The sequence below is a fragment of the Paraburkholderia xenovorans LB400 genome, assembly GCF_000013645.1.
GTDB classification, from domain to species: domain Bacteria; phylum Pseudomonadota; class Gammaproteobacteria; order Burkholderiales; family Burkholderiaceae; genus Paraburkholderia; species Paraburkholderia xenovorans.
On the sequence record NC_007951.1, the window covers coordinates 1,142,067 to 1,166,850 of the forward strand.

The following is a 24,784-nucleotide window of genomic DNA, read 5'->3' on the forward strand; positions in this document are numbered from 1 at the left end:
ATTCCGTCATGGCGCTTTCCAGAACCCTGAGCGGGCACCAGACGGCCCCCGCGTCAGGCCGACTGTTTCTCTCCCTGCTCGAGCGGATCCAGGTGGGGCATCTGATCCTGATCACACCGGACGGCCAACAGCGCGTATTCGGCGATCCGCACGCAGCGCCCGGCGCGCGCCTGGAAATGCGCGACTGGCGCGCGTGCGGCGCGATTCTGCGCAAAGGCGATATCGGTTTCGCCGACGCATGGCGTGCGTTCTGGGTCGATACGCCCGACCTGGCCGCGCTGCTGCGTGTCGCGATCCGCAACGAGCGCGCTTTGCAGCGCACGGTGTATGGCGGCTGGCTCGCGCAACTCTGGTACGGGCTGCGCCACAGGCTGAGGCCGAACACGCGCTCGGGCAGCCGGCGCAATATTCACGCGCACTACGACATCGGCAACGCGTTTTACGCGCAGTGGCTCGACCCGAGCTTCACCTATTCGAGCGCGGTGTTCGGCGGCAAGTTGCGCCAATCGCTCGAAGACGCGCAGCATGCGAAATATCAACGGATCATTGATACGCTCGGGTTGCGCGAAGGCATGCGCATTCTGGAAATCGGCTGCGGGTGGGGCGGTTTTGCGATGCACGCGGCACGCCAGGGCATTCACGTGCACGGCGTGACGATCTCGCCGGCGCAACTCGATTTCGGCCGGCAGCGCGTGCGCGAAGCGGGCCTGAGCGAGCGCGTGCAACTCGAACTGCGCGACTACCGCAGCCTGACCGGTCAGTACGACGGCATCGTATCGATCGAGATGTTCGAGGCGGTCGGCGAAAAGTTCTGGCCGACGTATTTCCGCATTCTGCGCGAACGTTTGCGGCCGGGCGCTCGCGCGCTGGTGCAAACCATCATGATCGACGACTCGCACTTTGCCGCGTATCGCGCGACGAGCGATTTCATTCGCGAGTTCATCTTCCCGGGCGGCATGTTGCCGAGTCCGCAGCGCTTCGCTCAGGCGGCGCGGCGTGGCGGGCTGGCCGCTTGCACGTCGCTCGCATTCGGCCGGGACTACGCGGAAACCTTGCGACGCTGGCGCGGCGCCTTCGAAGCGCAACTCGACGCGATCCGCACGCAAGGCTTCGACGAGATTTTTGTGCGCACGTGGCGGCTGTATCTGGCGTATTGCGAAGCTGGCTTCGACGAAGGGCGCACGGACGTGATGCAGTTCGTCCTCTCGCAGGCGGACTGACGTGCGCGCGTTCGCGGCACTCGTGTTCGCGTTGTGGGCGAGCGCGGCGTGCGCCGGCTGGCGTGGCGACGTGCAGGCGGCGAAACTCGTCGGCGAAGGGGATTTCAGCGTGCTCGGCTTCACGCTGTATCGCGCGCAAATGTGGAGCGAGCGCGTGCCGGTCGATTACGACGAGCGCTTCGCGCTGCATATCGTCTACGCGCACGGTGTCAAACGCGAGCGCCTCGCGGACACCGGCATCGGCGAGATCAGGCGCCTGGCGGCCGCGCCGATTCCGGCGGATACGCTGGCGCGCTGGCGTGCGAACATGATGCAGGCGTTCGTGGACGTCGGTCCCGGCGACCAGTTGAGCGCGGTCTATCTGCCGGACAAGGGCGTGCGTTTTTATGCAGGCGAGCGTATGACCGGCGAAGTCGACGATCTGGCATTCGCGCGGGCCTTCTTCGGCATCTGGCTCGATCCGTCGACGAGGGCGCCTGTCTTGCGCAGGCAATTGCTCGGCGCGGGGCAGTAGGTCGCGGCGGCGTCGAGGGCTGCATTGCCGTGAGGTGCGGTGCAGCCGCGCTTAGTCGTTGTGGCCGGGGTTGCTTTGGCTCGGGCAAGCGGCATTGGCATTGGCATTGGCATTGGCGTTGGCGTTGGCGTCGGCATCGCCGCCGGCAGCGCGCGCCGACGCCTGGCCGTCGCACGGCGCGGTCGCAGCCTTCGTGCGTTGCCGGCGCATCTGATAAACGTTGCTCTGCGCGCCGGAAGAGGCCGGCAACGGTCGCGCGCCAACGGCATCGTCACGCGCCCGCGGCGTTTCCTGGCTCATCTGTGCGTGAATAAACGCACTCGTATCGTCGAGTACCGGCGCGAAGCCGCGCAGGGGTCCGGCAATCGCGCCCACCAGCAGCGCATGCCCGACTCCCGGATAGTGCTTCACTTCGACATCCGTGTCCCCCGAGGCTCGCAGTTTCGCCGCGAGCCGGTCGGTGTTGCCCGGATCGACGGTCGTATCGCGCTGGCCGGCCGCGAGGAAGATCGGCGGCTCGTCGCCTTCTACGAAGTTGATCGGTTGACTCGCGGCGCGCAAGGCGCCCTGGCTCATCGCTTCGTTCATGGCGGCTCCTGTACGTGCTCAAGTGGTCAGGCGGTTGGGCGTTCAAGACATTACCTGCACGACGCCGGCCGACGGGTTGAGCGCGATGGGCGTCGCGGCGGCCCGTGGCCGGTACAACCGACACAACGGAAAACGCGACTCAGGCGCTCATGTTCAGCGAACCGTTCACGCCATTCGGGAAAAAGCCGCCTTTGGTCGCCGCCGAACTCGTCAGATAGACGATGTTGAGGACGTTGCTGTAGCTGCGGCTGAATGCAAGTCCATTGCTGTCGAGCGGCACGATGTTGGACGTGCCGGCGCTCGCGCCGGTGATGCCCTGATCGTCGTGGCCGTTGTGATCGAGGCTGTTGCGTGCGGCTGAAATCGCGTTGGCGGCCGTGACGAGCCCCGTCATGTCGATACCTTTCGAGTACAGCACCGTGCGGACCAGACCGGCGTGATAGGCCTCGGCGGCGAGAATGCCGGCCGCCGCTTCGAGGAACGTCTTGTTGGTGATGAGCGGCGAGGCGCCTTTATAGGCAGTCACACCGACGTCCTCGAAGATGTACGCGCCGAGCAGGAAGTTGTTGTCGTTCGCGTACGGATTGAACGGCGTGCCCGCGGGCACGAGGCCCGCCGCGCGCGCCGCGTTCGAGAACGCGCCGTTCGGATCGGTGCCGCCGATGTCGATCGCCGGCATGGCAACCGCGGCCGAACCCAACGCGCTGCGCAGAAAGGTGACGTGCTCGCGCTCGTCGTTGGCGATCTCGTTAGCGTACGCCTTGACCACCGGATCCTGGAAGGGCACTTGCTGCCCGGGAATCACCGCGCCCATCGTGCCGACGCCGGCGGTCATGCTCGCGGCAAGCCCGGCACCGGTCGTAGCGTACGTATAGAACTGCGATTCGAGGTACTCCAGGTTGAGTGCGAAGTTCAGGATCTCCGCGTCGGTCGGCGCGCTCTGGGCCGATGCGAGCGAGCCCGAACCACCGCCGCACGCGCTGATCAGCGTGCCGCCGACGAGTCCGAGACTCAACCCTCCCGCGTTGCGAAAGAACTGTCTGCGTTGCAGGCGGCGCGTGGCACGCCGGTCAAATATTTCAATAAGGGATGCTGATTTATTGCTGGACTCCGACATGGCGATGCTCCTCAATTGGTTCGCTGCCGATGCCGCGGACTCGCGGCGCATACGCGCGCGCATCTGCTGCTCTCACACTGCCAGGACGCAAGATCGCGGACGTAAAGAGGCCCCCGTTCTTCTGGGAAGAACTCATGATCAAGGGAGAAGAGCGAGTCCTCATTCGCCTTTACGGGGCGAATACCCTGCCAGATGCAGACCCCGCAAAAGATTTCTGTTTGCGTGTGCAGCACGAAGTGCATTGCTGCGGGGAGTCGGTCGAGCATGCCGCTCGACGCCGCCGCGCACCGCTCCATTCGGCAAGAATGGCGCGGTTTGCGCAAGCCTCGCGGCGATCCTCTGTACAATTGGCCGATCGATTGAACATCGACTTTCCTATTCGACCCACATCGACCGAATTCATGGCCATTACCTACAAGACTCCCGACGACATCGCCAGGCTGCGCATTTCGGGCCGCCTCGCGGCCGACGTGCTGGCGATGATCGGCGAGCACATCAAGGCCGGTGTCTCCACTGAAGAGCTGGACGCACTGTGCAACGACTACATCGTCAATACGCAAAAGTCGATTCCGGCAAATGTCGGCTATCTGGGATTTCCGAAGACTATCTGCACGTCGGTCAACTCGGTGGTGTGCCACGGCATCCCCAATCGCGGCGAAGTCCTGAAAGACGGCGACATCATCAATATCGACGTGGCGATCATCAAGGACGGCTACTTCGGCGACACGAGCCGCATGTATTGCGTCGGCCAGCCGAGTACGGTGGCGCGCCAGCTGATCGACACGACCTATGAAGCGATGCTCGCCGGCATCCGCGAAGTGAAGCCAGGCGCAACGCTCGGCGACGTGGGCCATGCGATCCAGAAGATCGCGCAGCGCGACGGCTTCTCGATCGTGCGCGACTATTGCGGGCACGGTATCGGCAAGGTCTACCACGAAGAGCCGCAGGTGCTGCATTACGGCCAGCCGGGGCAGGGCGTGCGCCTGAAGCCGGGCATGGTCTTCACGATCGAGCCGATGATCAACGCCGGCCGCGCCGGCACCACGGTGCTGCGCGACGGCTGGACCGTGGTCACCAAAGACCGCTCGCTGTCGGCGCAATGGGAACACATGGTCGCCGTCACCGACGAGGGCTATGAGCTGCTGACGCCGTGGCCGGACGGCACCGGCCGCTACGAAGCGCCTTGAGCGTGCAAAGGGCGCGCTGCCCGCGGCTGCATCTGCCGCCCGGCGGGCGCGCGAAATGCTGCTGAGTCTGCGTGCGCTCCGTGCGTGGTTCCACAATCCGGTAAAGAATGATTTGACTCTCGCGCCGGTTCGGTTAAAGCTACGCCTTAGGGTTTCAAGGGGTTTTCGTCTGCATGAGTCCGTCATTGACCGTTCGCCGTATCGCCGCTGATCAGGGCGCCGTTTTCCGCGAACTCCGTACTGCGTCGCTGCGGGAGGCACCCTATGCCTTCGGCGCCACGCTTGAGGACGCGTTGTCGGCCGACGCCGCCAGTTTCGACGCCACCGCCGCGGATCATGCGGTTTCCTTCACTGTTACCACCTTCATTCTCTATACCGAGGGTCATCCGGCAGGGCTGATCGAAGCGCATTTCGACGACACCGCCGCGCGCCGCGCATTCGTTTGCGAGCTATGGGTGGCGCCGGCCGTGCGGCATCTGCGGGGTGGCGAGCTGCTGGTCGATTCGGCCGCCGCATGGCTCGCGAATGAAGGCGCCACGGAAGTCTATGCGTGGGTCGCCGACGCCAACCGCAACGCCATGCGCTTCTACGAGGCGCTCGGCTTCGGTCCGACCGGCGAACACCGGCGCGTCGCGCGTGCACCGGACCAGGCGGAAAGTCTGCTGGTGCGTCACGTGCCGACCACTTCGCAGGTGTTTCAGCAGTGATCTCGCGAGCGGCGCGACAGCCTGCCGCTCGATTCCCATTCGTGTCTTCTGCCAGCGTGCGTCGCCGGGTCATCGGCGTGAAGCGCGGTTTGAGTGGCCCGCTTGTCGGCCATGTCATCGGCAGCCGCAGGGTCGTTGCGAATCCACCGGGTGGGCCGCGCATGGCCGCGCCGTTATCGAGGCGGCCCGCTCTCCCGGCAAAAAAGCTCGCCGCGCGCGGCGACGCCTGTAAAATACGCAAAATTTTTTGCAGAACGCTATGTCGCCCAAGAAATCGCCCTTTTTCGAACTTCGCAGCGGCTCTGTCGACACGCTCCTGTTCGTGGTCAAGACAACCGACCTCGAGGCCATGCGTGCCGAACTGACCCGGCGCTTCGAGGCGACCCCCGAGTTTTTCGCTAACGACGTCGTCGCGATCGACGTGCGGCGCCTCGCCGGGAACGAACGCGTGGCGCTCGCCGACATCGCGCAACTGCTCGATAGCGTGCGCATGCGGCCGGTCGGCGTGGTCGCCGATGCGCAGCAGGCGTGGGCGGCGGAATCCGCGCTGCCGCTGCTCGAAGCGCGCGACCGCCGCGGCGCGGCAGCCAGATCCGCCGACGAAGAAAGCGCTAATGCCGCTGCTGCGGCGCCGGCTGCGACCGCCGCGACGGCCACGCCGCCGGCCGATCTGTTCGAGTCCGTGGCCGGTACGCCGGAAAGCGGCACGCCGGCCACGGCCGCCGCTGTCGAGCCGGCTCCTGCCGCGGAGCCGGTGCGTCTTGCCACCTCGTCGCAAACTATGGTGGTCGACAAGCCGCTGCGCTCCGGTCAGCGCATTTACGCCAAGGGCGACCTGGTCGTGCTCGGTCTCGTGAGCTACGGCGCGGAAGTGATCGCGGAAGGCAACATCCATATTTACGCGCCGCTGCGTGGCCGGGCGCTGGCCGGCGTGCAGGGCAATCACGACGCGCGCATTTTCTGCACGTGTCTCGAGCCGGAACTCATCTCGATCGCGGGCATCTATCGAACGACCGAGAACCCGCTGCCGGCCGACGTGCTCGGCAAGCCGGTGCAGATCTGGCTCGAAGAAGAAAAGTTGATGATCGAACCATTGCGGCTCACCTGAGCGACGTGAAGCGCGCCGCCTCGATCAATCCGGGGCACGCGGCGTTTCGGGCAAACAGGCCGCACATAATTGATGAATCTGACGAACACAAGGTAAGGGTAATGGCAAAAATCATTGTGGTGACTTCGGGCAAGGGTGGCGTGGGCAAGACGACCACGAGCGCGAGTTTTGCATCAGCCCTCGCTCTGCGTGGCAGCAAAACCGCCGTGATCGACTTCGACGTCGGCCTGCGTAACCTCGACCTCATCATGGGTTGTGAGCGCCGCGTGGTGTACGACCTGATCAATGTGATCCAGGGTGAAGCGAATCTGAACCAGGCGCTCATCAAGGACAAGAAGTGCGAGAACCTGTTCATCCTCCCGGCCTCGCAAACGCGTGACAAGGACGCCCTGACAATGGAAGGCGTCGAGAAGGTCATCAACGACCTGATCGCGATGGATTTCGAGTACATCGTCTGCGATTCGCCGGCCGGTATCGAATCGGGCGCGCTGCTCGCCATGCATTTCGCCGACGAAGCGCTGATCGTGACGAATCCGGAAGTCTCATCGGTGCGCGACTCGGACCGTATTCTCGGCATTCTGTCGTCGAAGACCAAGCGCGCGATCGAAGGCAAGGAGCCGATCAAGGAACACCTTCTGATCACCCGCTACAACCCCAAGCGCGTCAGCGAAGGCGAAATGCTGTCGCTCACCGACATCCAGGAAATTCTGCGCATCGACCTGATCGGCGTGATTCCGGAATCGGAAGCGGTGCTGCACGCATCGAACCAGGGCTTGCCGGCGGTGCATCTGGACGGCACCGATGTGGCCGAAGCCTATAAAGACGTCGTGTCGCGTTTCCTCGGCGAGCAGAAGTCGCTTCGCTTTACCGACTACCAGAAGCCCGGGCTGCTGCAGCGCCTCTTCGGCACCAAGTAAGGGGAGCGCACGTAATGTCGATTCTTTCGTTTTTGCTGGGCGAGAAGAAGAAGTCCGCGTCGGTAGCGAAGGAACGCCTGCAGTTGATCATCGCGCATGAGCGCGCCGGCGGCCATGCGCCTGCCGATTACCTGCCTGCGTTGCAACGCGAACTGGTGGCCGTGATCTCGAAGTACGTGAAGATTTCCCATGAGGATATTCGCGTGAGCCTCGAACGCCAGGACGATCTCGAAGTGCTCGAGGTCAAGATCGAAATACCGCAGGCCTGATTGCCGGGTCTGTTCCGTTTCGCGGCCGGTTTCCTGCGACGTGCCGCGTGCTTCGCTGCGTTGTGTCGCAATGACGTGACGTGACGGGGCGAAGTGCGTGAGCGCGCCGGGTCGCGCCGCGCTGTCGTTCCTCCTTGCCCTGTCTTCTGCCTCGGCGCCCGTTCGTGCGCGCGTGCACAGGCTTTTCGCGCGCGTTCGCTGCGCATCGAAATAATCCGTTGCACTTCGGCGTGTGGCGTTACACGCGCACGGTCAGCCGTCGCGTCCCCTCGCGCATTAAACGGGTAACGCCGCCTTCGGTGTTCACCTACAGAGGGAAAACATGAACAAGACCTTTCGTTTGATGCTCGCCAACACCGTATTGATCGCCGCTGGCGCAGCCGCCGTGGCGTCGGCTTCGGCCGCAGAAGTCGTCGTGATCGCGCCTTCCGCGCCGCCGCCCGTGCGCTACGAAGCGGTGCCCGCGCCGCGCGTCGGCTACGTGTGGGATCGCGGTCACTGGCGCTGGGATCATGGCCGCTATGTGTGGATAGGCGGCCACTGGCAGGCTGAGCGCGTCGGCTATCACTGGGTGCCGGGCCACTGGGTCGCGCACGGCCCGCACTATCGCTGGGTTGAAGGCCACTGGGCGTAAGTGGCGCCGGAGGCTCGCGCTTCGGCAGCTTGAGGCACGGCGCGGTAACTGCCGCGCCGTGCCGCCCATTCCATTTCGGCGACACAGGTGCGGCCCATGCGCTCGGCGCGGCGGCCGCGAGCCGGTATGAAAGTATTTTGAAATGGTGTAAAAGTGCGGCATGCGGGGCGTGCGGTGTAACCCGCCGTATTAATGCCCGAAGTGCACGCTGCGCGGTTCGGCAGAGGCCATTGCATTCGTCGGCTAAAATGTTCGGATGTTCGAACAACTCACAGGTCCTCAATGAAGCGAGTCCTTATCGTCAAGGTCACTTCACTCGGCGATATCGTGCAGGCTCTGCCGGTCGTCGCCGATATCAAACGCGCGTTTCCCGGCGTTCAGGTGGATTGGGCCGCTGACGAAGCATTCGCCGAAGTGGTGCAATGGAGCGAGAACGTGGACCGCGTGCTGTGCGCGCCGCTGCGCCGCTTCAAGAAAGCGCGCCGCTGGGCCGATTTCAAATCGATCTGGGCGTCGATCGCCGAACTGCGCGCCTACCGCTACGATTTCATCATCGATATTCAGGGGGTGTACAAGAGCGCGATCATCGCGTTTCTGGCACGCTCGTCGCGGCGCATCGGCTATCAGGCTCCGGATCTCGGCGAGCGCGGCGCCGCATTCGCTTACACCGGGCGGTTCGGCCGGCGTCCGCAGTGCAATGCATGGCACGGCATGCGGATCAACGTAGGCGAGGCGCTCGGCTACCAGATAGAAGGTCCGGCCGTGTTCCAGCTGCGGCTGCCGGAGACCACCGGGCTGCCGTTCGTTGCGAATGGCGCACCGGTCGCGGCGTTTTTTCACGCCACCTCGAAAGACGACAAGAAGTGGCCGTTGACTCATTGGGTGGCGGTCGGTCGCGAGTTGACGCAGCGCGGTTTTCAGCTGGTGCTGCCGTGGGGCTCGGAAGGCGAGCGGATCGAAGCGGAGCAGATCGCGGCACAACTGCCGGGCGCGACCGTGCTGCCGAAAATGAGCGTGACCGAAATCGCGCAGATGATCGACGCGTGCGCCCTCGTGATCGGCACGGACACCGGCTTCGTCCATCTCGCGCACGCGCTGCAAAAGCGCGTGGTGATGATTTTCGTGGCGACGCCGCCGTCGCATTACGGCATCGAATCGCCGTTCCGCTCCATCTCGATCGGTGACGGCGAGTCAGTGCCGTCCGTCAGCGCCGCGCTCGAGGCGATCGACTACGTTCATACCGAGCCGCATGCGGTGGCCGTGCAACACGGCGCGGCCACGGCCTGAGCGACGCGGCTCTCGCCGTCTTTCTTGCGCAATGCGCAATCGTTTGCCCGAAAAGAAAAGAGGCGTGACGTGCAGGCCGCCCGATCAAACGGGCGCTGCCTCGTAACGCCTCCGAAAAACGCCCGCGTCGGGGAACAGCGGGCGGAGAGGAACCGTGGATTCGTTTGTACTTCACATGCAGCGCATCGAGCGCGAGTGACTGCACGTTCACGTGCATTGCTTCGGCCTCCCCGCTGCTGCTGTTGCAACCGGCGCCGCGCATTACACGCCTGTTAAATCTGTCGCTTTTCGTTGAGTGCCTAATTGGCTTACTCGCGCATTTTTCGCGCGGAGCAGAAGCAGCAGTGCCGCGTGTCTGATCGCATGCGCGCTCGCCGGCATTTTCATTGGCGCCGCGTATGCGCCGCCAGCAAGGCACGCGCCGGACCGGCATGTTCAGCCAAGTATAGGTGGTGTTTTCCTCTGACGTGAATTCGTCGCGATCGCGCTTCGGATGCGGCCTGTTGCGCGCCTCGATCATGTAACACCGCCGTGATCTTCCCTTACAAATGGCAACGCTCGCGCGAGGCGCCGTCGTGTTCAATCGAGTCATTCGGGGTTTCGGCTCGAATGACTCTGACTCGATGGAGAACAATATGAAACGTTTAATCTTGAGCCTGATCGCAGGCACGCTGCTCGCAACGGCACTCAGTGGCTGCATCGTCGCACCGGCACCGGGCTATTACGGCGGCGGTGGCTACTATCACCACGGCGGCTATTACTACCGGTAACTACGCGGGCTAAGTGCCGCGGCGCGGCAGGCGCGAGCGGCGGCATCTAACTGCACCTCAGGCCAGCAGCATTTCGAACGCGACGACGGCGGCAATGGCCGCCGCATTCGCCGCCAACGCTTCCACGACAATGCCTTTCCATGTCGCCGGCCGAAAGCGTAATGCAAGCAGCAGCGAACACAGCAGCGCCAGCGCAATGATCATGACGATATCCGCATTGTGAAGATGAACGTTCATGTGTGCCTCCCTGCTCGCCATAGGGTTATTGGAGTCGAGTATAGGCATGTCAAAAAGACGCGCAAGGCAGGGGATTTACTCAGGAATGCGCGGCCAGGCGGCGGGTGTAAAGCGGAGAGGGGACGGTGCCGCCGCGGCGCGAGAATCGCACGCTGCGGCGGCACTGGGAGAGTGGGGGCGCTAATCCAATGTGGCGTCTCGCATTACATCAGCCGCGTGTCGCGAGTCTCGCGCATGCACAGCACGCCGACCATGCTGACGGCCGCGGCAATCGACACATAGGCGCCGACCCACGGCAACCCGCCGCGCGCGACCAGCATCTGGGCAATATACGGCGCCACCGATGCGCCGAGAATTCCGCCGAGGTTATACGCGACACCCGCGCCGGTATAGCGCACGTTGGTCGGGAACAGCTCGGGCAGCAGCGCGCCCATCGGCGCGAAGGTCACGCCCATCAGGAACAGCTCGATGACGAGGAACAGCAGCACCAGCGGCGTCTGTCCGCTGCCGAGTAGCGGCGCCATCGTAAAGCCTGACAGGATCGCCGCGATGATGCCGACGATCAGCACCGGCTTGCGCCCATAGCGGTCAGCGGCCCAGGCCGACAGCGGCGTGGCGAGCGCCATGAACACCACGGCAATGCACAGCAGACCGAGGAACGTGGGCCGCGGAATATGCAGCACGGACACGCCGTACGACAGCGAAAACGTGGTGGCGTTGTAGAACAGCGTGTAGCAGACCACCATCGCGAGCGCACCGAGCAGAGTGGGCAGCCAGTGTTGCGACAGCAGCGTGGCGATCGGTACCTTGACGCGTTCCTTGCGGTCGATCGCCGCCTGGAACGCGGGCGTCTCGGCGATTTTCAGGCGCACGTACAAGCCGAGCGCGACCAGCACGGCGCTCACGAGGAACGGCACGCGCCAGCCCCAGCTGCGGAATTGTTCGTCGCTCAGGGACAGCGCCAGCGCGAAGAACAGGCCGTTGGAAGCCAGAAAGCCGATCGAGGGCCCGAGTTGCGGGAACATGCCGAACCAGCCGCGTTTGCCGGCCGGCGCATTCTCGGTGGCGAGCAGTGCCGCGCCGCCCCATTCGCCGCCGAGGCCGATGCCCTGGCCGAAACGCAGGATGCACAACAGGATCGGCGCCAGGCTGCCGATCGAATCGTAGCCCGGCACGAAGCCGATCAGCGTGGTGGACAGGCCCATCACCAGCAGCGATGCGACCAGCGTCGACTTACGGCCGATCCGGTCGCCGAAGTGGCCGAACAGGAACGAGCCGATCGGCCGTGCGACGAAGGCGATGCCGAACGTGACGAAGGCCGACAAGGCCTGCGCCGTCGCCGAGCCGTGCGGGAAAAACACCGGTCCGATGACGAGCGCCGCGGCGGTCGCATAGACGTAGAAATCGTAGAACTCGATCGCGGTGCCGATAAAGCTCGCGAAGATGATCCGCGAACTCTTGTTCTGCCCGGCCGCATTGGGCTGGGCCGCGGAAATCGGCGAAGTGGACATGCAGGGTCTCCAAATGTCGTGATGCCGCGAGGCGGCCGGTTCGTGAGCCGGCTGTGCGCGTGCGGGCGGCATCCTTGTTTAAGTTTCGTGTGCCTTGCTCGCTTCGCGGCCTGTGGGCGGCCACGCGCGGCGCGGGCGACGAAGCAACAGCTTACAACGGCAGCCGGCGAAGTTCGCCCGCGAAAGCGGCCATACCAGGGCAATAACCAGGCGGGTTGCGTGACGCGTGCGACCAACGACGCAAGGCGGCGAATGACGCGCGAGGCGCTGAACGCGAGCGATCAGGGCAAGCGCGCATCGTGCATCAAGCAGGCGGCGCTCGCGGATGGCGCAGCGCCGCTGCAATCGGGCTCTTGCCGCGCCGGCGGGTGAGCGGGCGGCGTGAGCCATGCCGGAAGGCTCCGGCGCAGGGAATCGGAAAATTATAGCGAGCGCGGCGGCGCCGCAGCAAGGCGGCTGCGGTTGTGCCGCCTGCGTTGCGCGAGTTCAGGCGAGTTCAGGCGCGTTCAGTCGATGGTTTGCGCTTGCGGCGAGGCGAGCTCGCGGAGCTGGAATTTGCCGTCGTCGTTGAAGAGCCAGTCTTCGAAGAGCTCCAACTGGCCACGGCCGTTCAGCAATCTGCCGGGCGGTTGCGGCAGCGGCGCGGCGCGCCGCAAGGTGGCGAGCGCCGTGCTTTCGGCTTCGTCGTCGCCATTGGTGCGATACACCGACGATTCCACCACGCGCCCGTTACGATCCACCGTGAACGACACCACGACCAGCGAACGCAGCATGGCCTGCGGCGTGCCGCGCAACACATAAGACGGATTGCGTTCGATGATGCGTCGCGCCACCGCATCGCGATACTGATCGAGCGTCGCGCTGTTGAGGGCGGCTGCGGGCGTCGAGACGACCGGACGAGGCGGCGGCGTGATCGTGCAGCCGGCTATGACCACGCCCAGCGCCGCGGCGAGCAGCATGCCGCGTACGTGAGCAGGCCATACGCCGACGTGGGAAACACGGCGTCCGGGCAGGCGGCGAAGGTGACGTGTGCGGGTGAGCATCGACTGGGAAGCACGCGACAGGGTCTAACTCGATCGTAGTCGAAAGCTGCCAGGAAGCAATTGGCATTCGCCCGCGGTTTGCGGCCTGGTTCCTGTAATAGGCTGAAATATGGCCGGATTGGTGTGCGGCCAAAACACGCCTACACTTTGGTGGCCTTTTTCGAGAGGCATCGGTGGAAGTCTTTCATTTTGCCCGCTTCGTGCGGGCTTTTTCTTGTGTGCGGCGTGCTCCATCCGAACTGGCGCGGCGCAAAAACAAAAGGCGAACCCAATAACGAGTTCGCCTTTCTGTTTGCAAGGCTGCCAAACCTCGAACACCAAGCAAGTCTGGCGCAAGCGATGAGTTTGTAATCTCACCTCATCGCACGCCGCCTTTACTTCAACGCTTCGCGCGCCGCCTTCACCGCTGCGAGCACCTGCTCCGGCGCCGTGCCGCCCGGATGATTGCGGCTCGCCACCGACCCTTCCAGCGTCAGATACGAAAACACGTCCTCGCCAATCAGATGCGCGACGTTCGACAGTTCCTTGCGCATTTCTTCGAGCGTCAGATCCGCCAGATCGCAGCCGCGATCCGCGCATACGCGCACGGCGAGCGCCACTGCTTCGTGCGCGTCGCGGAACGGCAGGCCGCGCTTGACGAGGTAGTCGGCCAGATCCGTTGCCGTCGAGAAGCCTTGCAACGCAGCGTCGCGCATGGCTTGCGGCTTCACCGAAATACCGGCGACCATTTCAGCGAAGATGCGCAGCGTATCCGCGACCGTATCGACAGTATCGAACAGCGGTTCCTTGTCTTCCTGATTGTCTTTGTTGTACGCGAGCGGCTGGCCTTTCATCAGCGTGAGCAGCGCGATCAGATGGCCGTTCACGCGGCCGGTCTTGCCGCGCGCGAGTTCGGGCACGTCCGGGTTCTTCTTCTGCGGCATGATCGACGAACCGGTGCAGAAGCGGTCGGCCAGATCGATGAAGCCGACGCGCGGGCTCATCCACAGCACCAGTTCTTCGGAGAAGCGCGAGATGTGCGTCATGACGAGTGCCGACGCCGCCGTGAATTCGATCGCGAAGTCGCGGTCGGACACCGCGTCCAGCGAGTTCGCGCAGATGCCGTCGAAGCCCAGCGTCTTCGCCACTGCGTAGCGGTCGATCGGATAGCTGGTGCCGGCGAGCGCGGCCGCGCCGAGCGGCAGGCGGTTCACGCGCTTGCGGCAATCGATCATGCGCTCGGCGTCGCGCGAAAACATCTCGACGTAAGCGAGCAGGTGATGGCCGAACGTGACCGGCTGCGCCACCTGCAAGTGCGTGAAGCCCGGCATGATAGTCGCGGCGTTCTTCTCCGCCATGTCGAGCAGGGCCGTGCGCAGTTCCGTGAGCAGGCCGCCGATGCGGTCGATCTCGCCGCGCAGCCACAGGCGAATGTCTGTTGCGACCTGGTCGTTGCGCGAGCGGCCGGTGTGCAGGCGCTTGCCGGCGTCGCCGATCAGCGCGGTCAGGCGCGCTTCGATATTCAGGTGGACGTCTTCCAGATCGAGTTGCCACTCGAATTCGCCGCGCTCGATTTCACCCTTGATCTGCGCCATGCCGCGTTGGATCGCGGTGAGGTCGTCGGCGGCGATGATCTTCTGCGCGGCCAGCATGGAGGCGTGCGCGAGCGACCCTTCGATATCGACGAGCGCCAATCGCTTGTCGAAGAAAACCGACGACGTGTAGCGTTTGACGAGCTCCGACATCGGCTCCGAGAAGCGAGCCGACCAGGCTTCGCCTTTTTTGTGCAGTTGGGACGTCATGGTGTTGGGCAGTTAAGCGGCAGTTGAGCGAGCGGTAAGGAGGCTGACGACGCGAATGCACCCGCCGTGCAAAAGCAGCCGCCGAAGCGAAGAAAGACTGGGATTTTAACACTGGCGGGGAGGCTGAAAGCCAGTTCCTCGCCTACTCACGTACCAGCACCACCAGTTTCAAATCCTCGCGATGCGCCGGCTTGAACGTGATCTGGTCGTACACGACGCGGCCGTCGCGCGGGTGATTGAACTCGCGCCGTCCACCTTCGCGGCCGCCCACGTCCTGCGACGCCCAGAAGCGCGCGAACGCGTCGCTCGCGGCCGTCAGCGAGTCGATCAGCGCGCGCGTGGGCGCGTCGTTCAGATGGCGGATCGAGTCGGCGCGGAATTCGGCGGCAAGCCGCCGCGCGCGCGTTTCCCAATCGACGATCAGCTCGCGCGCGGCCGGTTCGGTGAACGTGTAGCGCAGCAGATTGCGGTCGCGCGCGCCGTCCAGCCAGCCGACGAACAGATCGGCGGCGCGCGCGTTCCACGCGAGCGCATTCCACTGGCGGTCGAGCACGTAGGCCGGCGCGTTCACGAGCTGGACGGTTTCCAGCAGGGTGGCGGGCGCGTCGGCGGCGGCCGGATCGGGCTCCGCCGGGTCGCGCTGGGCGGCCAGTTCGAACAGATAGGCCCGCTCCGCGCGCGACAATTGCAGCGCGACCGCGATGCGCGCGAGCGCCTCGGCGGAAGCGGAAACCGGGCGCCCCTGTTCGATCCACGTGTACCAGGTCGGGCTCACGCCGCACAGTTGCGCGACTTCCTCGCGCCGCAATCCGGGCGTGCGGCGGCGCGGACCGGGCGGCAGGCCGACCGCTTGCGGCGAAAGCCGTTCGCGGTGAGCGCGGATGAAGTCGCCGAGCGCGTGGGCCGGGGTGGCGTCGAGTGGCGGCGGGTGGTCGGCGGAAGACGGCGTGGTCATTCTGAGCGGGCGATGGGTGATGGGTCGACGAAGCGCAAGGAGGTAATAGCGATACCAGAATAATCGCTTAACTTGTACTGGTACCCGGCGGGCTCTATTGTAGCGGCTCGTAGCGATTGAAAGGGCACGACGCCTGCCAGCGCTACCCGACACACCTAACCGGAGCCCACCATGAAGCATCACGATCAGGTCGCCGACGCCTTCGGCTCGACCGCCGCCGCCTATCTGACGAGTCCGACGCATGCTACCGGCGCCGATCTGCGGACGCTGGCCGAAGCGATCGCGGCGACGCCGGATGCAACGGTGCTCGACATGGGCTGCGGCGCGGGCCACGCGAGTTTCGCGGTGGCACCGCACGCGAAAGCCGTGGTCGCGTACGACATCGCGCCGCAAATGCTCGCGACCGTGGAAGGCGCAGCGAAGGAGCGCGGCCTCGCCAACATCCGCACGCAACAGGGCGCGGCCGAGGTGCTGCCGTTCGCCGACCATTCGTTCGATTGGGTCATCAGCCGGATGAGCGCGCATCACTGGCACGACGTGCCGCTCGCGCTTGCCGAAGTGCGGCGCGTGCTGAAGCCGGGCGGCAAGGTGCTGTTCATCGATATCGCCGGCAGCGATCATCCACTGCTCGACACGCATATCCAGGCGATCGAGTTGTTGCGCGATGCCTCGCACATCCGCGATTACCGCGCCGACGAGTGGATCGCGTTGTTCGCCGCAGCCGGGTTCGGGGCAACGATTCGCGAACGCTGGCGCATCGATATCGAGTTCAGCTCGTGGGTGGCGCGCATGCGCACGCCGGAGCCACGCGTGGTGGCGATTCGCTCGATGTGGGCGTCCGCGCCGGATGAAGTCCGTCAATATTTCGACGTGCAGGAAGACGGCTCGTTCAAGCTCGACGCGTTGATGATCGAGGCACAATGAAAAAAGCCGGGCGCGACGTTCTTCGTCGCGCCCGGCTTCTGCCGTTAGCCGAATGCGGCAGTCAACCAGGCGCGCCCCAACGTGTGCGCTCAGTTGCCTGCCATAAACGGCCTGCGTGCTTAGCCCGTATTGCGCAAGCCGGCCGCAATCCCGTTGATGCTCAAATGAATCCCGCGCCGCACGCGCGCATTGGTGTCGCCCGCGCGGTGACGCTTGAGCAACTCCACCTGCAAGTGATTCAACGGATCGAGATACGGAAAGCGATTCTTGATCGAACGCGCGAGCAGCGGATTCTCCGCCAGCCGCTCGCTCTTGCCCGTGATCTCCGACAACACCTTCGACGTACGCTCCCATTCCGCGACGATTCGCTCGAACACGTGCTTGCGCAGCTTCTTGTCCGACACGAGCGCGGCGTAGCGCGAGGCGACGGCGAGGTCGGTCTTGGCCAGCACCATGTCCATGTTCGACAGCAGGTTCGCGAAGAACGGCCACGTCTTGTGCATTTTCTTCAGCAGCGCGAGACGGCGGGTGCGTTCGGCGTCGCTCGGCGCGCTGTCCAGATGCGCGGCGACCGCGCTGCCGAAACCGTACCAGCCGGTCAGCAGCAAACGGCATTGGCCCCACGAGAAACCCCACGGAATCGCGCGCAGATCTTCGATCTTGCGTTGCTTCGGATCCTGCAGTTTGCGCGAAGCCGGACGGCTGCCGATGTTCAATTCGGCGATCTCCGAGATCGGCGTCGACTCGAAGAAATACTCCTTGAAGCCGGGCGTTTCGTAGACCAGCGCGCGATAAGACGCCATTGCCGCGTCGGACAACTGCTGCATCGTTTCTTCGAACGCGGGCAGTTGCGCCGGCGCGATGCCGTGCGGCAGCAACGACGCTTCGAGCGTTGCGGCGACCACCGTTTCCAGATTGCGCCGGCCGATTTCCGGATTGCCGAACTTGCTCGCAATCACTTCGCCTTGCTCAGTCAAGCGGATCTGGCCGTCCACGGTGCCCGGCGGCTGCGACAGAATCGCCTGATAGGTCGGACCGCCGCCACGGCCCACGGTGCCTCCGCGTCCATGAAACAGACGCAGCGTCACGCCGCGTTCGTTGAACAGCGACACCAGCGCGAGTTCGGCGCGGTACAACTCCCAGTTCGACGTGAGGAAGCCGCCGTCCTTGTTGCTGTCCGAATAGCCGAGCATGACTTCCTGCTCGTTGCCTTGATGTTCGATCAGCGCATCGACGCCCGGCAGTGCGATCAGATCGCGCATGATATGCGGCGCGTTGCGCAAGTCGGGAATCGTCTCGAACAGCGGAATCACCATCAGACCCGCTTGAGCCGGATCGTTCGCATTGCCGAGGCAACCGCGCAGCAGGCCGGTTTCCTTTTGCAGCAACATCACTTCGACCAGATCGCTGACGGTCTCCGTGTGCGAAATGATGTAGTTGCGCACCGCGCGCGCGCCGAACTTTTCGCGCGTGACGCGCGCTTCTTCGAGCACGCCGAGCTCGCTCTTCACGAGGTCCGAATACTCCGCGAACGGCAGACGCAACGGACGCGGCTGCGCCAGTTCCGAGAGCAGCACGTTGAGCTTGTCCGCTTCGGGGAGCTCCGCATAGTTTTCTTCGACGCCTGCGCGCCTGAGCAGTTCGGTGATCACCGCCTCGTGAACGTCCGAGCTCTGGCGCAAGTCGATGCTCGCCAGATGGAAGCCGAACACTTCAGCGGCCCGCGCGAGCGGCGACAGACGCGGTGCGGCGAGCGGCGCGCCGTGATGCTCGGCGAGCGAATCGATCAGCACGTGCAGGTCGCGCACGAATTCGGCGGAGTCCGCGTACGGCTTGGCGCGCACCGGCGCCGCGCCGCGGCCCGCGCTGCGCACCGGCACGCTGCCTTCGCCGAGGCGCACGCGCGCGCTTGCCGCGAGCCGCGTGTACATGCCGATCAACGCGCGGCGATACGGCTCGTCCGTGCGATGCGGCGACTGGTCGGGCGAAACGGCTGCGAGTTCCTTCAACGCGTCGCTGGCGCCGGCCAGCAGGTTCGACACCGACAGCTCGGCGCCCAGCTTGTGCACCTGCTCCATGTAATGCTCGAAGATCACCGCGGCCTGGCGGGTGATCGCGTTTTCGAGCGTTTCGGCCGTGACGTTCGGATTGCCGTCGCGGTCGCCGCCGATCCAGCTGCCCATCTGGAAGAACGGCGGCAGGCGCGCTTCGAGGCCGTGCTCGGCGAGCGCTTCTTCGATATCGGCGTAGAGCGCCGGGATTTCTTCGAGGAAGGTGGCGCGGTAGTACGACAGCGCGTTTTCGATTTCGTCGGCCACGGAGAGGCGCGAATCGCGCAGCATGCGCGTTTGCCACAGCGACGTGACGCGGGCGCGCAGCATCGCTTCGTTGTGCGCGCGTTCGCGGTCGGTCAACTGCTGGTCGCGTTCCGCGAGCAGCCGGGCGACGTCGTGCTGCGCGTCGAGAATGCTCTTGCGCTGCACTTCGGTCGGGTGCGCGGTGAGCACCGGCACGATCAGCGCGTTGTTGAAGAACTCTTGCAGGACCGGCGTGGCGGCTGCGCCGGCTTCGACGAGGCGTTCGAGCGAGTGGGCAATCGTGCCCGGCTGCGAGGTCGAGCCGGCCAGTTCGTGAATCCTGTGACGGCGATTGCGGTGGCGGTCTTCCGCAATGTTCGCGAGATGCGAAAAATAGCTGAAGGCGCGCACCACGCTGACCGTCTGTTCCGGGCTCAGCGAGCGCAGCTTCTTGTCGAGCGTCTGCGCGGCGGCGCTGTCGTCTTCGCGGCGAAAGCGCACGGCCGTCTGGCGGATCGTTTCGACCACGTCGAACACCGCGTCGCCTTCCTGCTCGCGCAGCACGTCGCCGAGCAGGCGTCCCAGATAACGGATGTCCTGGAACAGCGGATGGTCCTTGTCCTCGCGCGTGCGGCCATTGGCTTTCGGCGCGGGCGCTTGCGCCGACGCGGGCTGCCGCGCGGACGCGTTCGCCGCCTGCGGTGCGGCGGTAACGATCTTGATCTTCGAGGAGCCGGCCTTGGCCGGTTTTTGCGCCTGGGCCGTGGTTGCGGCTTGCGTCGTCTTATCCGATCTGACTGCCTTCACAGCCTTGTCCGTCTTGACGGGCGTGGAGGTTTTGGCGGCCTTGCCGGCTTTGGCGGCGTGCGCGGCCTGAGCGGATTTGCCGGCGCGTTTGGCCGATGTCGGCTCAGCAGCGGCCGTGGCGGAGGCGGCGGGCTTGGCGGCTTCAGCCGCTTGAGCGTTGGGCGATGCAGTGTTGCGGCGGGCAGGGCGCGCCGGTCCGGAAGACGTCACGATGGGTTTCCTCAGGGAAGCCAGGGTCTGTTGAGTGATGAACAGCTACTGCGGAACTGCACTATGAACTGCAACGTGAACAGCAAGGGAACTGCGCGAAACGGTATGCGCCGATGGCGATACGCCTGAGAGTGACTGCGCGCCTGAACGGTGCCATGCCTTTGCACGACAACGACACTCACGTGAGGCACCTGCGGCGCATTGCACCGCATTGCATCATCCCGCATGCCGCAGCCCGGTGCGCGAACGACCGTGCGTGGACAGGCAGGGATGGGGCCGGCGCGCGCCGCGCGAAGCCCGTCTCCTCCATCGATACCGCTTCAGCACGGCGCCCCGCCGCGTCTTGAGACGCTAGGGCGCGTGCTAACATTGATTGTTATTACATCCCGTCATTCGATCAGCAAGCTAATGAACACCGAGACGTTTTCCACGCCACCCCACACGCTTGTGATTGCGTCGCGAGAGAGCCGCCTGGCCATGTGGCAAGCGGAGCATGTGCGATGTGCGCTGCACAAATTATATCCATCTTGTGACGTAAAAATCCTCGGAATGACAACACGTGGCGATCAAATTCTCGATCGCACTTTGTCGAAGGTTGGCGGCAAGGGCCTCTTCGTCAAGGAACTGGAAGCCGCGCTTGCCGACGGCCGCGCCGATCTCGCCGTGCATTCGCTCAAAGACGTGCCGATGGCATTGCCCGAAGGCTTTGCGCTATCCACCATCATGGAACGCGAAGATCCGCGCGACGCACTGGTTTCCAATACGTACGACTCGCTTGCCGCGTTGCCGGAAGGCGCCGTGGTCGGCACCTCCAGCCTGCGCCGCGAGGCGATGCTGCGCATGCGCTATCCGCATCTCGAAGTGCGGCCTTTGCGCGGCAATCTGGACACGCGCCTCGCCAAACTCGATCGCGGCGATTACGCGGCGATCATTCTGGCGGCGGCCGGGCTGAAGCGCCTGGGTCTCGGCGAGCGTATCCGCGCGTTGCTCGATCCCGAAGACAGCTTGCCCGCAGCGGGGCAAGGCGCGCTCGGCATCGAGATTCGCGCCGACCGCGCGGAACTCGCGGCATGGCTCGCGCCGCTGCATCACGAACACACGGCCGCAGCCGTCGAAGCGGAGCGCATGGTCTCGCGCGCGCTCGGCGGCAGTTGCGAAGTGCCGCTCGCCGCCTATGCCACATGGCATGACGGCGCGCTGCATCTGCGCGGCATCGTGGCGACGCCGGACGGCCAGCGCGTGCTGAGCGCGCAGGCGTCGGCGCCGGCAACCAGCGTCGAGCAGGCTATCGCGCTCGGCCAGGAAGTCGCGGGCGCGCTCGAGCAGCAAGGCGCGATGGAGATCGTTCGCGCACTCGGCGCCGCCAACGGCGCGGCTGCGGCGGACAGCGCGGTGACCGGCGAGTGATGGCGGCCGATATCCCCGGCAACGCATCTCCATCCGTCGACAAGGCGGCGTTCACGGTCGTGATTACGCGACCGGCCGGTCAGTCAAACGAACTGATCGCACGGCTCGCCGCCGCAGGCATCGCCACGCTCGACTTTCCGCTGATCGACGTCGCGCCCGTCACGGACGAGGCTCCATTGCGCGCGGCGTTGAGTTCGCTCGAACGCTATGCGCTCGTCGTGTTCGTGTCGCCGAATGCCGTCGATTACGCCTTCGCCCGCAGCGATACGATCTGGCCGCATGCGCTGCCGATCGGCGTGGTCGGTCCGGGCAGCGTGCAGGCGCTGGCGCGTCACGGCGTGACCTCGCCGGCATACAACGTGATCAGCCCGCCGTCCGGCACCGACGAAGAAACCGCGCGCTTCGATTCCGAAGGCCTCTTCGCGGCGATCGACACGGCGCTCGGCGCGACGAACCTGGAAGGCAAACGCGTGCTGATCGTGCGCGGCGACGGTGGGCGCGAGTGGCTGGCCGAGCGTCTGCGCGAAGCCGGCGCCGAAGTCGAGACCGTCGCGGCGTACCGGCGCCTCGTGCCGGAACCGTCGATAGGCGGCTGGGCGCGTGTGCACGAATTGCTCGCGGGCGCGCCGCACGCGTGGCTGCTCACCAGTTCCGAAGGCGTGCGCAATCTGCACGAACTGGCGCAAGACCACCTCACCGCCGACGAAATCTCTCAACTCAAACGCGCCGCGCTCGTCACGCCGCATCCCCGGATCGCGCAGACCGCGCGGGCATTGGGTTTTGATAGCATTACGGTGTCCGGCGCGGGCGACGAGCGCATTGTCCGCACCCTGCTTGCCGCCGTCCCGACCGTAGTTCAACCGGTACCGTCCAACCCGGCTCATTCACCGGCTAAATCACGCATGACTGAAACGAACGCATCCACGAACGCTTCACCCCAGCCTGCCGCGACCACTGCGTTGCCGCCGAATCCACCCTTCACGCCCTACGAAGCGCAAAAGCGCCATAGCGCGAGCGGACCGCTGCTGTGGTTTGTCGTCGTGATCATTGCTTGTGCTGCGGGCGTGGGCGGCTATGCGCTCAATCGCAAGGTGGAGCGCACCGAGCAGCAACTGGTGCAGCGCCAGCAGGCCAACGACACGCAGACCAACGAGCTGCGCATCAAGACGGAGCAGGCGCTCGCCACCGTGCATCAGTCGGACTCGCAGGTCGCGCAACTCGAAGGCAAGCTCGCCGATGCGCAAACCGCGCAGCAGGCGTTACAACAGCAATACGCGGATCTCGCGCGCAATCGCGACGACTGGACGCTCGCCGAAGTCGGCCAGATGCTCTCCGCCGCCAGCCAGCAGTTGCAGCTCACCGGCAACACGCAGCTCGCGCTGTTCGCGCTGCAAAGCGCCGACACGCGCCTCGCCGCGTCGGACAGCCCGCAGGCGATCGCCGTGCGCAAGGCCATCGCGCAGGACATCGACAAATTGAAGGCCGCGCCTTCCACCGACCTCACGGGCATGGCCATCAAGCTCGACAACGCGATCGACCAGGTGGACAGCCTGCCGCTCTCGGGCGAAGCCCCGATCGCCCATGCCACGCCGCACGCCGCGACGTGGGCCGATACGGCCAAGGTGGCCGCGGCCACCGGCGAGCCGCGCTGGAAGGTGTGGTGGCGCGAGGTGAGCACCGGCATCGGCCAGCAGTTGACTAGCCTCGTGCAGGTGCGCCGTATCGACAACGCCGACGCGATGCTGGTCACGCCCGATCAGGGCTACTTCGTGCGCGAGAATCTGAAGCTGCGTTTGCTGTCCGCGCGCCTCGCCTTGCTTTCGCGCAACGAGACCACGCTGAAGTCCGACCTGCTCGCGGCGCAGAATGCGCTCACGCGCTACTTCGACAACTCGTCGAAGAAAACGCAGACCGTGAGCGATCTCGTCAAGCAGGTGCAGGCGGGCTCGGCCGCGGTTGAGCTGCCGAATCTGAACACGAGCCTGCAGGCCGTCAATCAATACCGGAGCCGGGGTTAATCATGGCGATCCGGGGACTTCTATGGCTTGCGTTGCTGTTCGTCATCGCGGTGGTGCTGGCGGTGGTGGGACGCTTCGACATGGGCCAGGTGCTGCTGATCTATCCGCCGTACCGCGTGGACATGTCATTGAATCTGTTCGTGGTCGGGCTGGTGGTGCTGTTCATTCTGCTGTACGCGCTGCTGCGCATCTTCCGCAATATCTGGCGCATGCCGCAGCGCGTAGCCGCGTATCGCGCGCGTTCGCGTGTCGCGAAGGCGCATGCCGCGCTGCGTGACGCGATCGGCAATCTGTACGCGGGGCGTTTTTCGCGCGCTGAAAAAGCCGCCAAAGACGCACTCGCGAACGGCGACAACAAGGGCGCGGCCGGTTTGATCGCCGCCACCGCCGCGCACCGCATGCATGAATATGCGCGACGCGACGAATGGCTCGCGCAGATCAAGGAAGCCGACTGGCAGGACGCCCGCCTGATGGCCACCGCCGACATGCGTGCCGACGGCCGCGACGCGGACGGCGCGCTGGCCGCGCTGACCGAAATGCAGTCGCAAGGCGCGCGGCGGATTCACGCGCAGCAGATCACGTTGCGCGCGCAACAGCAGTTGAAGAACTGGGGCGAGGTGCTCAAGCTCGTCAAGACGCTGGAAAAACGCGAAGCGATTCATCCGGCCGTGGCGGTGCGCTTGCGTCAGATCGCGGCGGAAAACCTGTTGCGTGACCGGCGCCACAATGCCGACGCGCTGCTGGAGTTGTGGAATTCGCTGTCGGCCACCGAACGCCATTCGCCGCGTCTCGCGGATCTCGCCGCCGAGTTGCTGGTGGCGCTGAACCGTCCGCAGGAAGCGCGCAAGATCGTCGAGGAAGCGCTGGCGCAAAACTGGGACGCGCGTTTGCTGCGCCGCTATCCGGATACGGCGGGCGGCGACGCGTTGCCGCTGATTCAGAAGGCCGAAGCGTGGCAGAAGGATCGTCCGGAAGATGCGGACCTGATGTTCGCGCTGGGCCGCTTGTGCCTGCATCAGCAACTGTGGGGCAAGGCGCAATCGTTCCTCGAACGCGCGCTGAAACTCGCGGACAACGAGACGCTGAAGATTCGCTCGCATCGCGCGTTGGCGCGTTTGCATGAACAGCTCGGCGATACGGAGAAGGCGAGCCAGCATTATCGCGAGAGTGCGTTGGCGATGAATATTGTTTGAGGGTTTTTGGGGCGGCGTGTTTGTTCTTGGTGCGCTGCTTTGAGAGATTGAGGCGGCTGGGTTTAGTTCATGAGTTGATGTGT

General features: G+C 64.9%; 23 protein-coding genes. 15 read left to right on the forward strand and 8 right to left on the reverse strand.

What is annotated here, in order from left to right; all coding sequences use genetic code 11:
- Positions 1 to 8: 8 nt before the first annotated feature.
- Positions 9 to 1,220 (forward strand): SAM-dependent methyltransferase, encoded by a 1,212-nt coding sequence (locus BXE_RS04965; RefSeq protein WP_011487300.1) that lies wholly within the window; start codon positions 9 to 11, stop codon positions 1,218 to 1,220.
- 1 nt (position 1,221) lies between these two features.
- The gene (locus BXE_RS04970) at positions 1,222 to 1,734 is read left to right on the forward strand and encodes a chalcone isomerase family protein (RefSeq protein ID WP_011487301.1); all 513 of its coding nucleotides are present in this window, start codon (positions 1,222 to 1,224) and stop codon (positions 1,732 to 1,734) included.
- A gap of 51 nt (positions 1,735 to 1,785) precedes the next feature.
- Here the strand turns inward: BXE_RS04970 and BXE_RS46875 are convergent, their stop codons facing one another.
- Both BXE_RS46875 and BXE_RS04980 read right to left on the reverse strand, forming a co-directional pair.
- On the reverse strand, positions 1,786 to 2,322 hold the full coding sequence (locus BXE_RS46875; RefSeq protein ID WP_011487302.1) for an alpha/beta hydrolase: 537 nt from the start codon (positions 2,320 to 2,322) through the stop codon (positions 1,786 to 1,788).
- 139 nt (positions 2,323 to 2,461) lie between these two features.
- Complete coding sequence (locus BXE_RS04980; protein ID WP_011487303.1) at positions 2,462 to 3,439, reverse strand: ferritin-like domain-containing protein; 978 nt, start codon at positions 3,437 to 3,439, stop codon at positions 2,462 to 2,464.
- A gap of 401 nt (positions 3,440 to 3,840) precedes the next feature.
- Between BXE_RS04980 and map the strand changes: the two genes are divergently transcribed.
- The 8 genes from map (at position 3,841) to BXE_RS47825 (ending at position 10,318) form a co-directional block, all read left to right on the forward strand.
- Entirely contained in the window at positions 3,841 to 4,626 is a 786-nt protein-coding gene (gene map / locus BXE_RS04985; protein WP_011487304.1) for a type I methionyl aminopeptidase, read from the forward strand.
- 173 nt (positions 4,627 to 4,799) lie between these two features.
- On the forward strand, positions 4,800 to 5,333 hold the full coding sequence (locus BXE_RS04990; protein WP_007175865.1) for a GNAT family N-acetyltransferase: 534 nt from the start codon (positions 4,800 to 4,802) through the stop codon (positions 5,331 to 5,333).
- A 259-nt stretch (positions 5,334 to 5,592) separates the two neighbouring features.
- Positions 5,593 to 6,441, forward strand: a complete 849-nt coding sequence (minC, locus tag BXE_RS04995) for a septum site-determining protein MinC (protein WP_011487305.1) — start codon at positions 5,593 to 5,595, stop codon at positions 6,439 to 6,441.
- Between the two features lie 101 nt (positions 6,442 to 6,542).
- Positions 6,543 to 7,358: a septum site-determining protein MinD gene (gene minD, locus BXE_RS05000; protein WP_007175863.1), complete on the forward strand. Its 816-nt coding sequence runs from the start codon at positions 6,543 to 6,545 to the stop codon at positions 7,356 to 7,358.
- 14 nt (positions 7,359 to 7,372) lie between these two features.
- Positions 7,373 to 7,627 carry a cell division topological specificity factor MinE gene (gene minE, locus BXE_RS05005; RefSeq protein ID WP_007175862.1) on the forward strand — a complete coding sequence of 85 codons (255 nt, stop codon included), beginning with the start codon at positions 7,373 to 7,375 and terminating at the stop codon, positions 7,625 to 7,627.
- Between the two features lie 322 nt (positions 7,628 to 7,949).
- On the forward strand, positions 7,950 to 8,261 hold the full coding sequence (locus BXE_RS05010; RefSeq protein ID WP_011487306.1) for a YXWGXW repeat-containing protein: 312 nt from the start codon (positions 7,950 to 7,952) through the stop codon (positions 8,259 to 8,261).
- A gap of 282 nt (positions 8,262 to 8,543) precedes the next feature.
- Positions 8,544 to 9,548 carry a lipopolysaccharide heptosyltransferase I gene (gene waaC / locus BXE_RS05015; RefSeq protein ID WP_011487307.1) on the forward strand — a complete coding sequence of 335 codons (1,005 nt, stop codon included), beginning with the start codon at positions 8,544 to 8,546 and terminating at the stop codon, positions 9,546 to 9,548.
- 635 nt (positions 9,549 to 10,183) lie between these two features.
- Positions 10,184 to 10,318: a hypothetical protein gene (locus BXE_RS47825; protein WP_267886364.1), complete on the forward strand. Its 135-nt coding sequence runs from the start codon at positions 10,184 to 10,186 to the stop codon at positions 10,316 to 10,318.
- Positions 10,319 to 10,375: 57 nt separating this feature from the next.
- Here the strand turns inward: BXE_RS47825 and BXE_RS05025 are convergent, their stop codons facing one another.
- Both BXE_RS05025 and BXE_RS05030 read right to left on the reverse strand, forming a co-directional pair.
- The gene (locus BXE_RS05025; protein WP_038456718.1) at positions 10,376 to 10,555 is read right to left on the reverse strand and encodes a hypothetical protein; all 180 of its coding nucleotides are present in this window, start codon (positions 10,553 to 10,555) and stop codon (positions 10,376 to 10,378) included.
- A gap of 203 nt (positions 10,556 to 10,758) precedes the next feature.
- A complete protein-coding gene (locus BXE_RS05030) occupies positions 10,759 to 12,066 on the reverse strand; it encodes an MFS transporter (RefSeq protein WP_011487309.1) in 1,308 nt (435 codons plus the stop codon).
- 219 nt (positions 12,067 to 12,285) lie between these two features.
- Between BXE_RS05030 and BXE_RS46400 the strand changes: the two genes are divergently transcribed.
- On the forward strand, positions 12,286 to 12,438 hold the full coding sequence (locus BXE_RS46400; RefSeq protein WP_158340915.1) for a hypothetical protein: 153 nt from the start codon (positions 12,286 to 12,288) through the stop codon (positions 12,436 to 12,438).
- A 134-nt stretch (positions 12,439 to 12,572) separates the two neighbouring features.
- Here BXE_RS46400 and BXE_RS05035 read toward each other — a convergent pair whose 3' ends face one another.
- The 3 genes from BXE_RS05035 to BXE_RS05045 form a co-directional block, all read right to left on the reverse strand.
- Positions 12,573 to 13,025 (reverse strand): energy transducer TonB family protein, encoded by a 453-nt coding sequence (locus tag BXE_RS05035; RefSeq protein WP_148222907.1) that lies wholly within the window; start codon positions 13,023 to 13,025, stop codon positions 12,573 to 12,575.
- 458 nt (positions 13,026 to 13,483) lie between these two features.
- Positions 13,484 to 14,890 (reverse strand): argininosuccinate lyase, encoded by a 1,407-nt coding sequence (gene argH / locus BXE_RS05040; protein WP_011487313.1) that lies wholly within the window; start codon positions 14,888 to 14,890, stop codon positions 13,484 to 13,486.
- A 142-nt stretch (positions 14,891 to 15,032) separates the two neighbouring features.
- Positions 15,033 to 15,845 (reverse strand): helix-turn-helix transcriptional regulator, encoded by an 813-nt coding sequence (locus tag BXE_RS05045; protein ID WP_011487314.1) that lies wholly within the window; start codon positions 15,843 to 15,845, stop codon positions 15,033 to 15,035.
- A gap of 171 nt (positions 15,846 to 16,016) precedes the next feature.
- On the opposite strand from BXE_RS05045, the gene BXE_RS05050 reads away from it, so the two are divergent.
- Positions 16,017 to 16,769 (forward strand): class I SAM-dependent methyltransferase, encoded by a 753-nt coding sequence (locus tag BXE_RS05050; RefSeq protein ID WP_011487315.1) that lies wholly within the window; start codon positions 16,017 to 16,019, stop codon positions 16,767 to 16,769.
- A gap of 119 nt (positions 16,770 to 16,888) precedes the next feature.
- Here the strand turns inward: BXE_RS05050 and ppc are convergent, their stop codons facing one another.
- Positions 16,889 to 20,083 (reverse strand): phosphoenolpyruvate carboxylase, encoded by a 3,195-nt coding sequence (gene ppc / locus BXE_RS05055; RefSeq protein ID WP_038456714.1) that lies wholly within the window; start codon positions 20,081 to 20,083, stop codon positions 16,889 to 16,891.
- Between the two features lie 408 nt (positions 20,084 to 20,491).
- Here ppc and hemC point away from each other — a divergent pair, with 408 nt between their 5' ends.
- The 3 genes from hemC to BXE_RS05070 are packed head-to-tail and all read left to right on the forward strand — an operon-like array spanning position 20,492 to position 24,701.
- Positions 20,492 to 21,490, forward strand: coding sequence for a hydroxymethylbilane synthase (gene hemC, locus BXE_RS05060; protein WP_038456711.1), 999 nt, complete (start codon positions 20,492 to 20,494; stop codon positions 21,488 to 21,490).
- Entirely contained in the window at positions 21,490 to 23,508 is a 2,019-nt protein-coding gene (hemDX, locus tag BXE_RS05065) for a fused uroporphyrinogen-III synthase HemD/membrane protein HemX (RefSeq protein WP_011487318.1), read from the forward strand. The genes hemC and hemDX overlap by 1 nt, the downstream gene beginning before the upstream one ends.
- Before the next feature lie 2 nt (positions 23,509 to 23,510).
- The gene (locus tag BXE_RS05070; RefSeq protein ID WP_011487319.1) at positions 23,511 to 24,701 is read left to right on the forward strand and encodes a heme biosynthesis protein HemY; all 1,191 of its coding nucleotides are present in this window, start codon (positions 23,511 to 23,513) and stop codon (positions 24,699 to 24,701) included.
- The last annotated feature ends 83 nt before the right edge of the window (positions 24,702 to 24,784 follow it).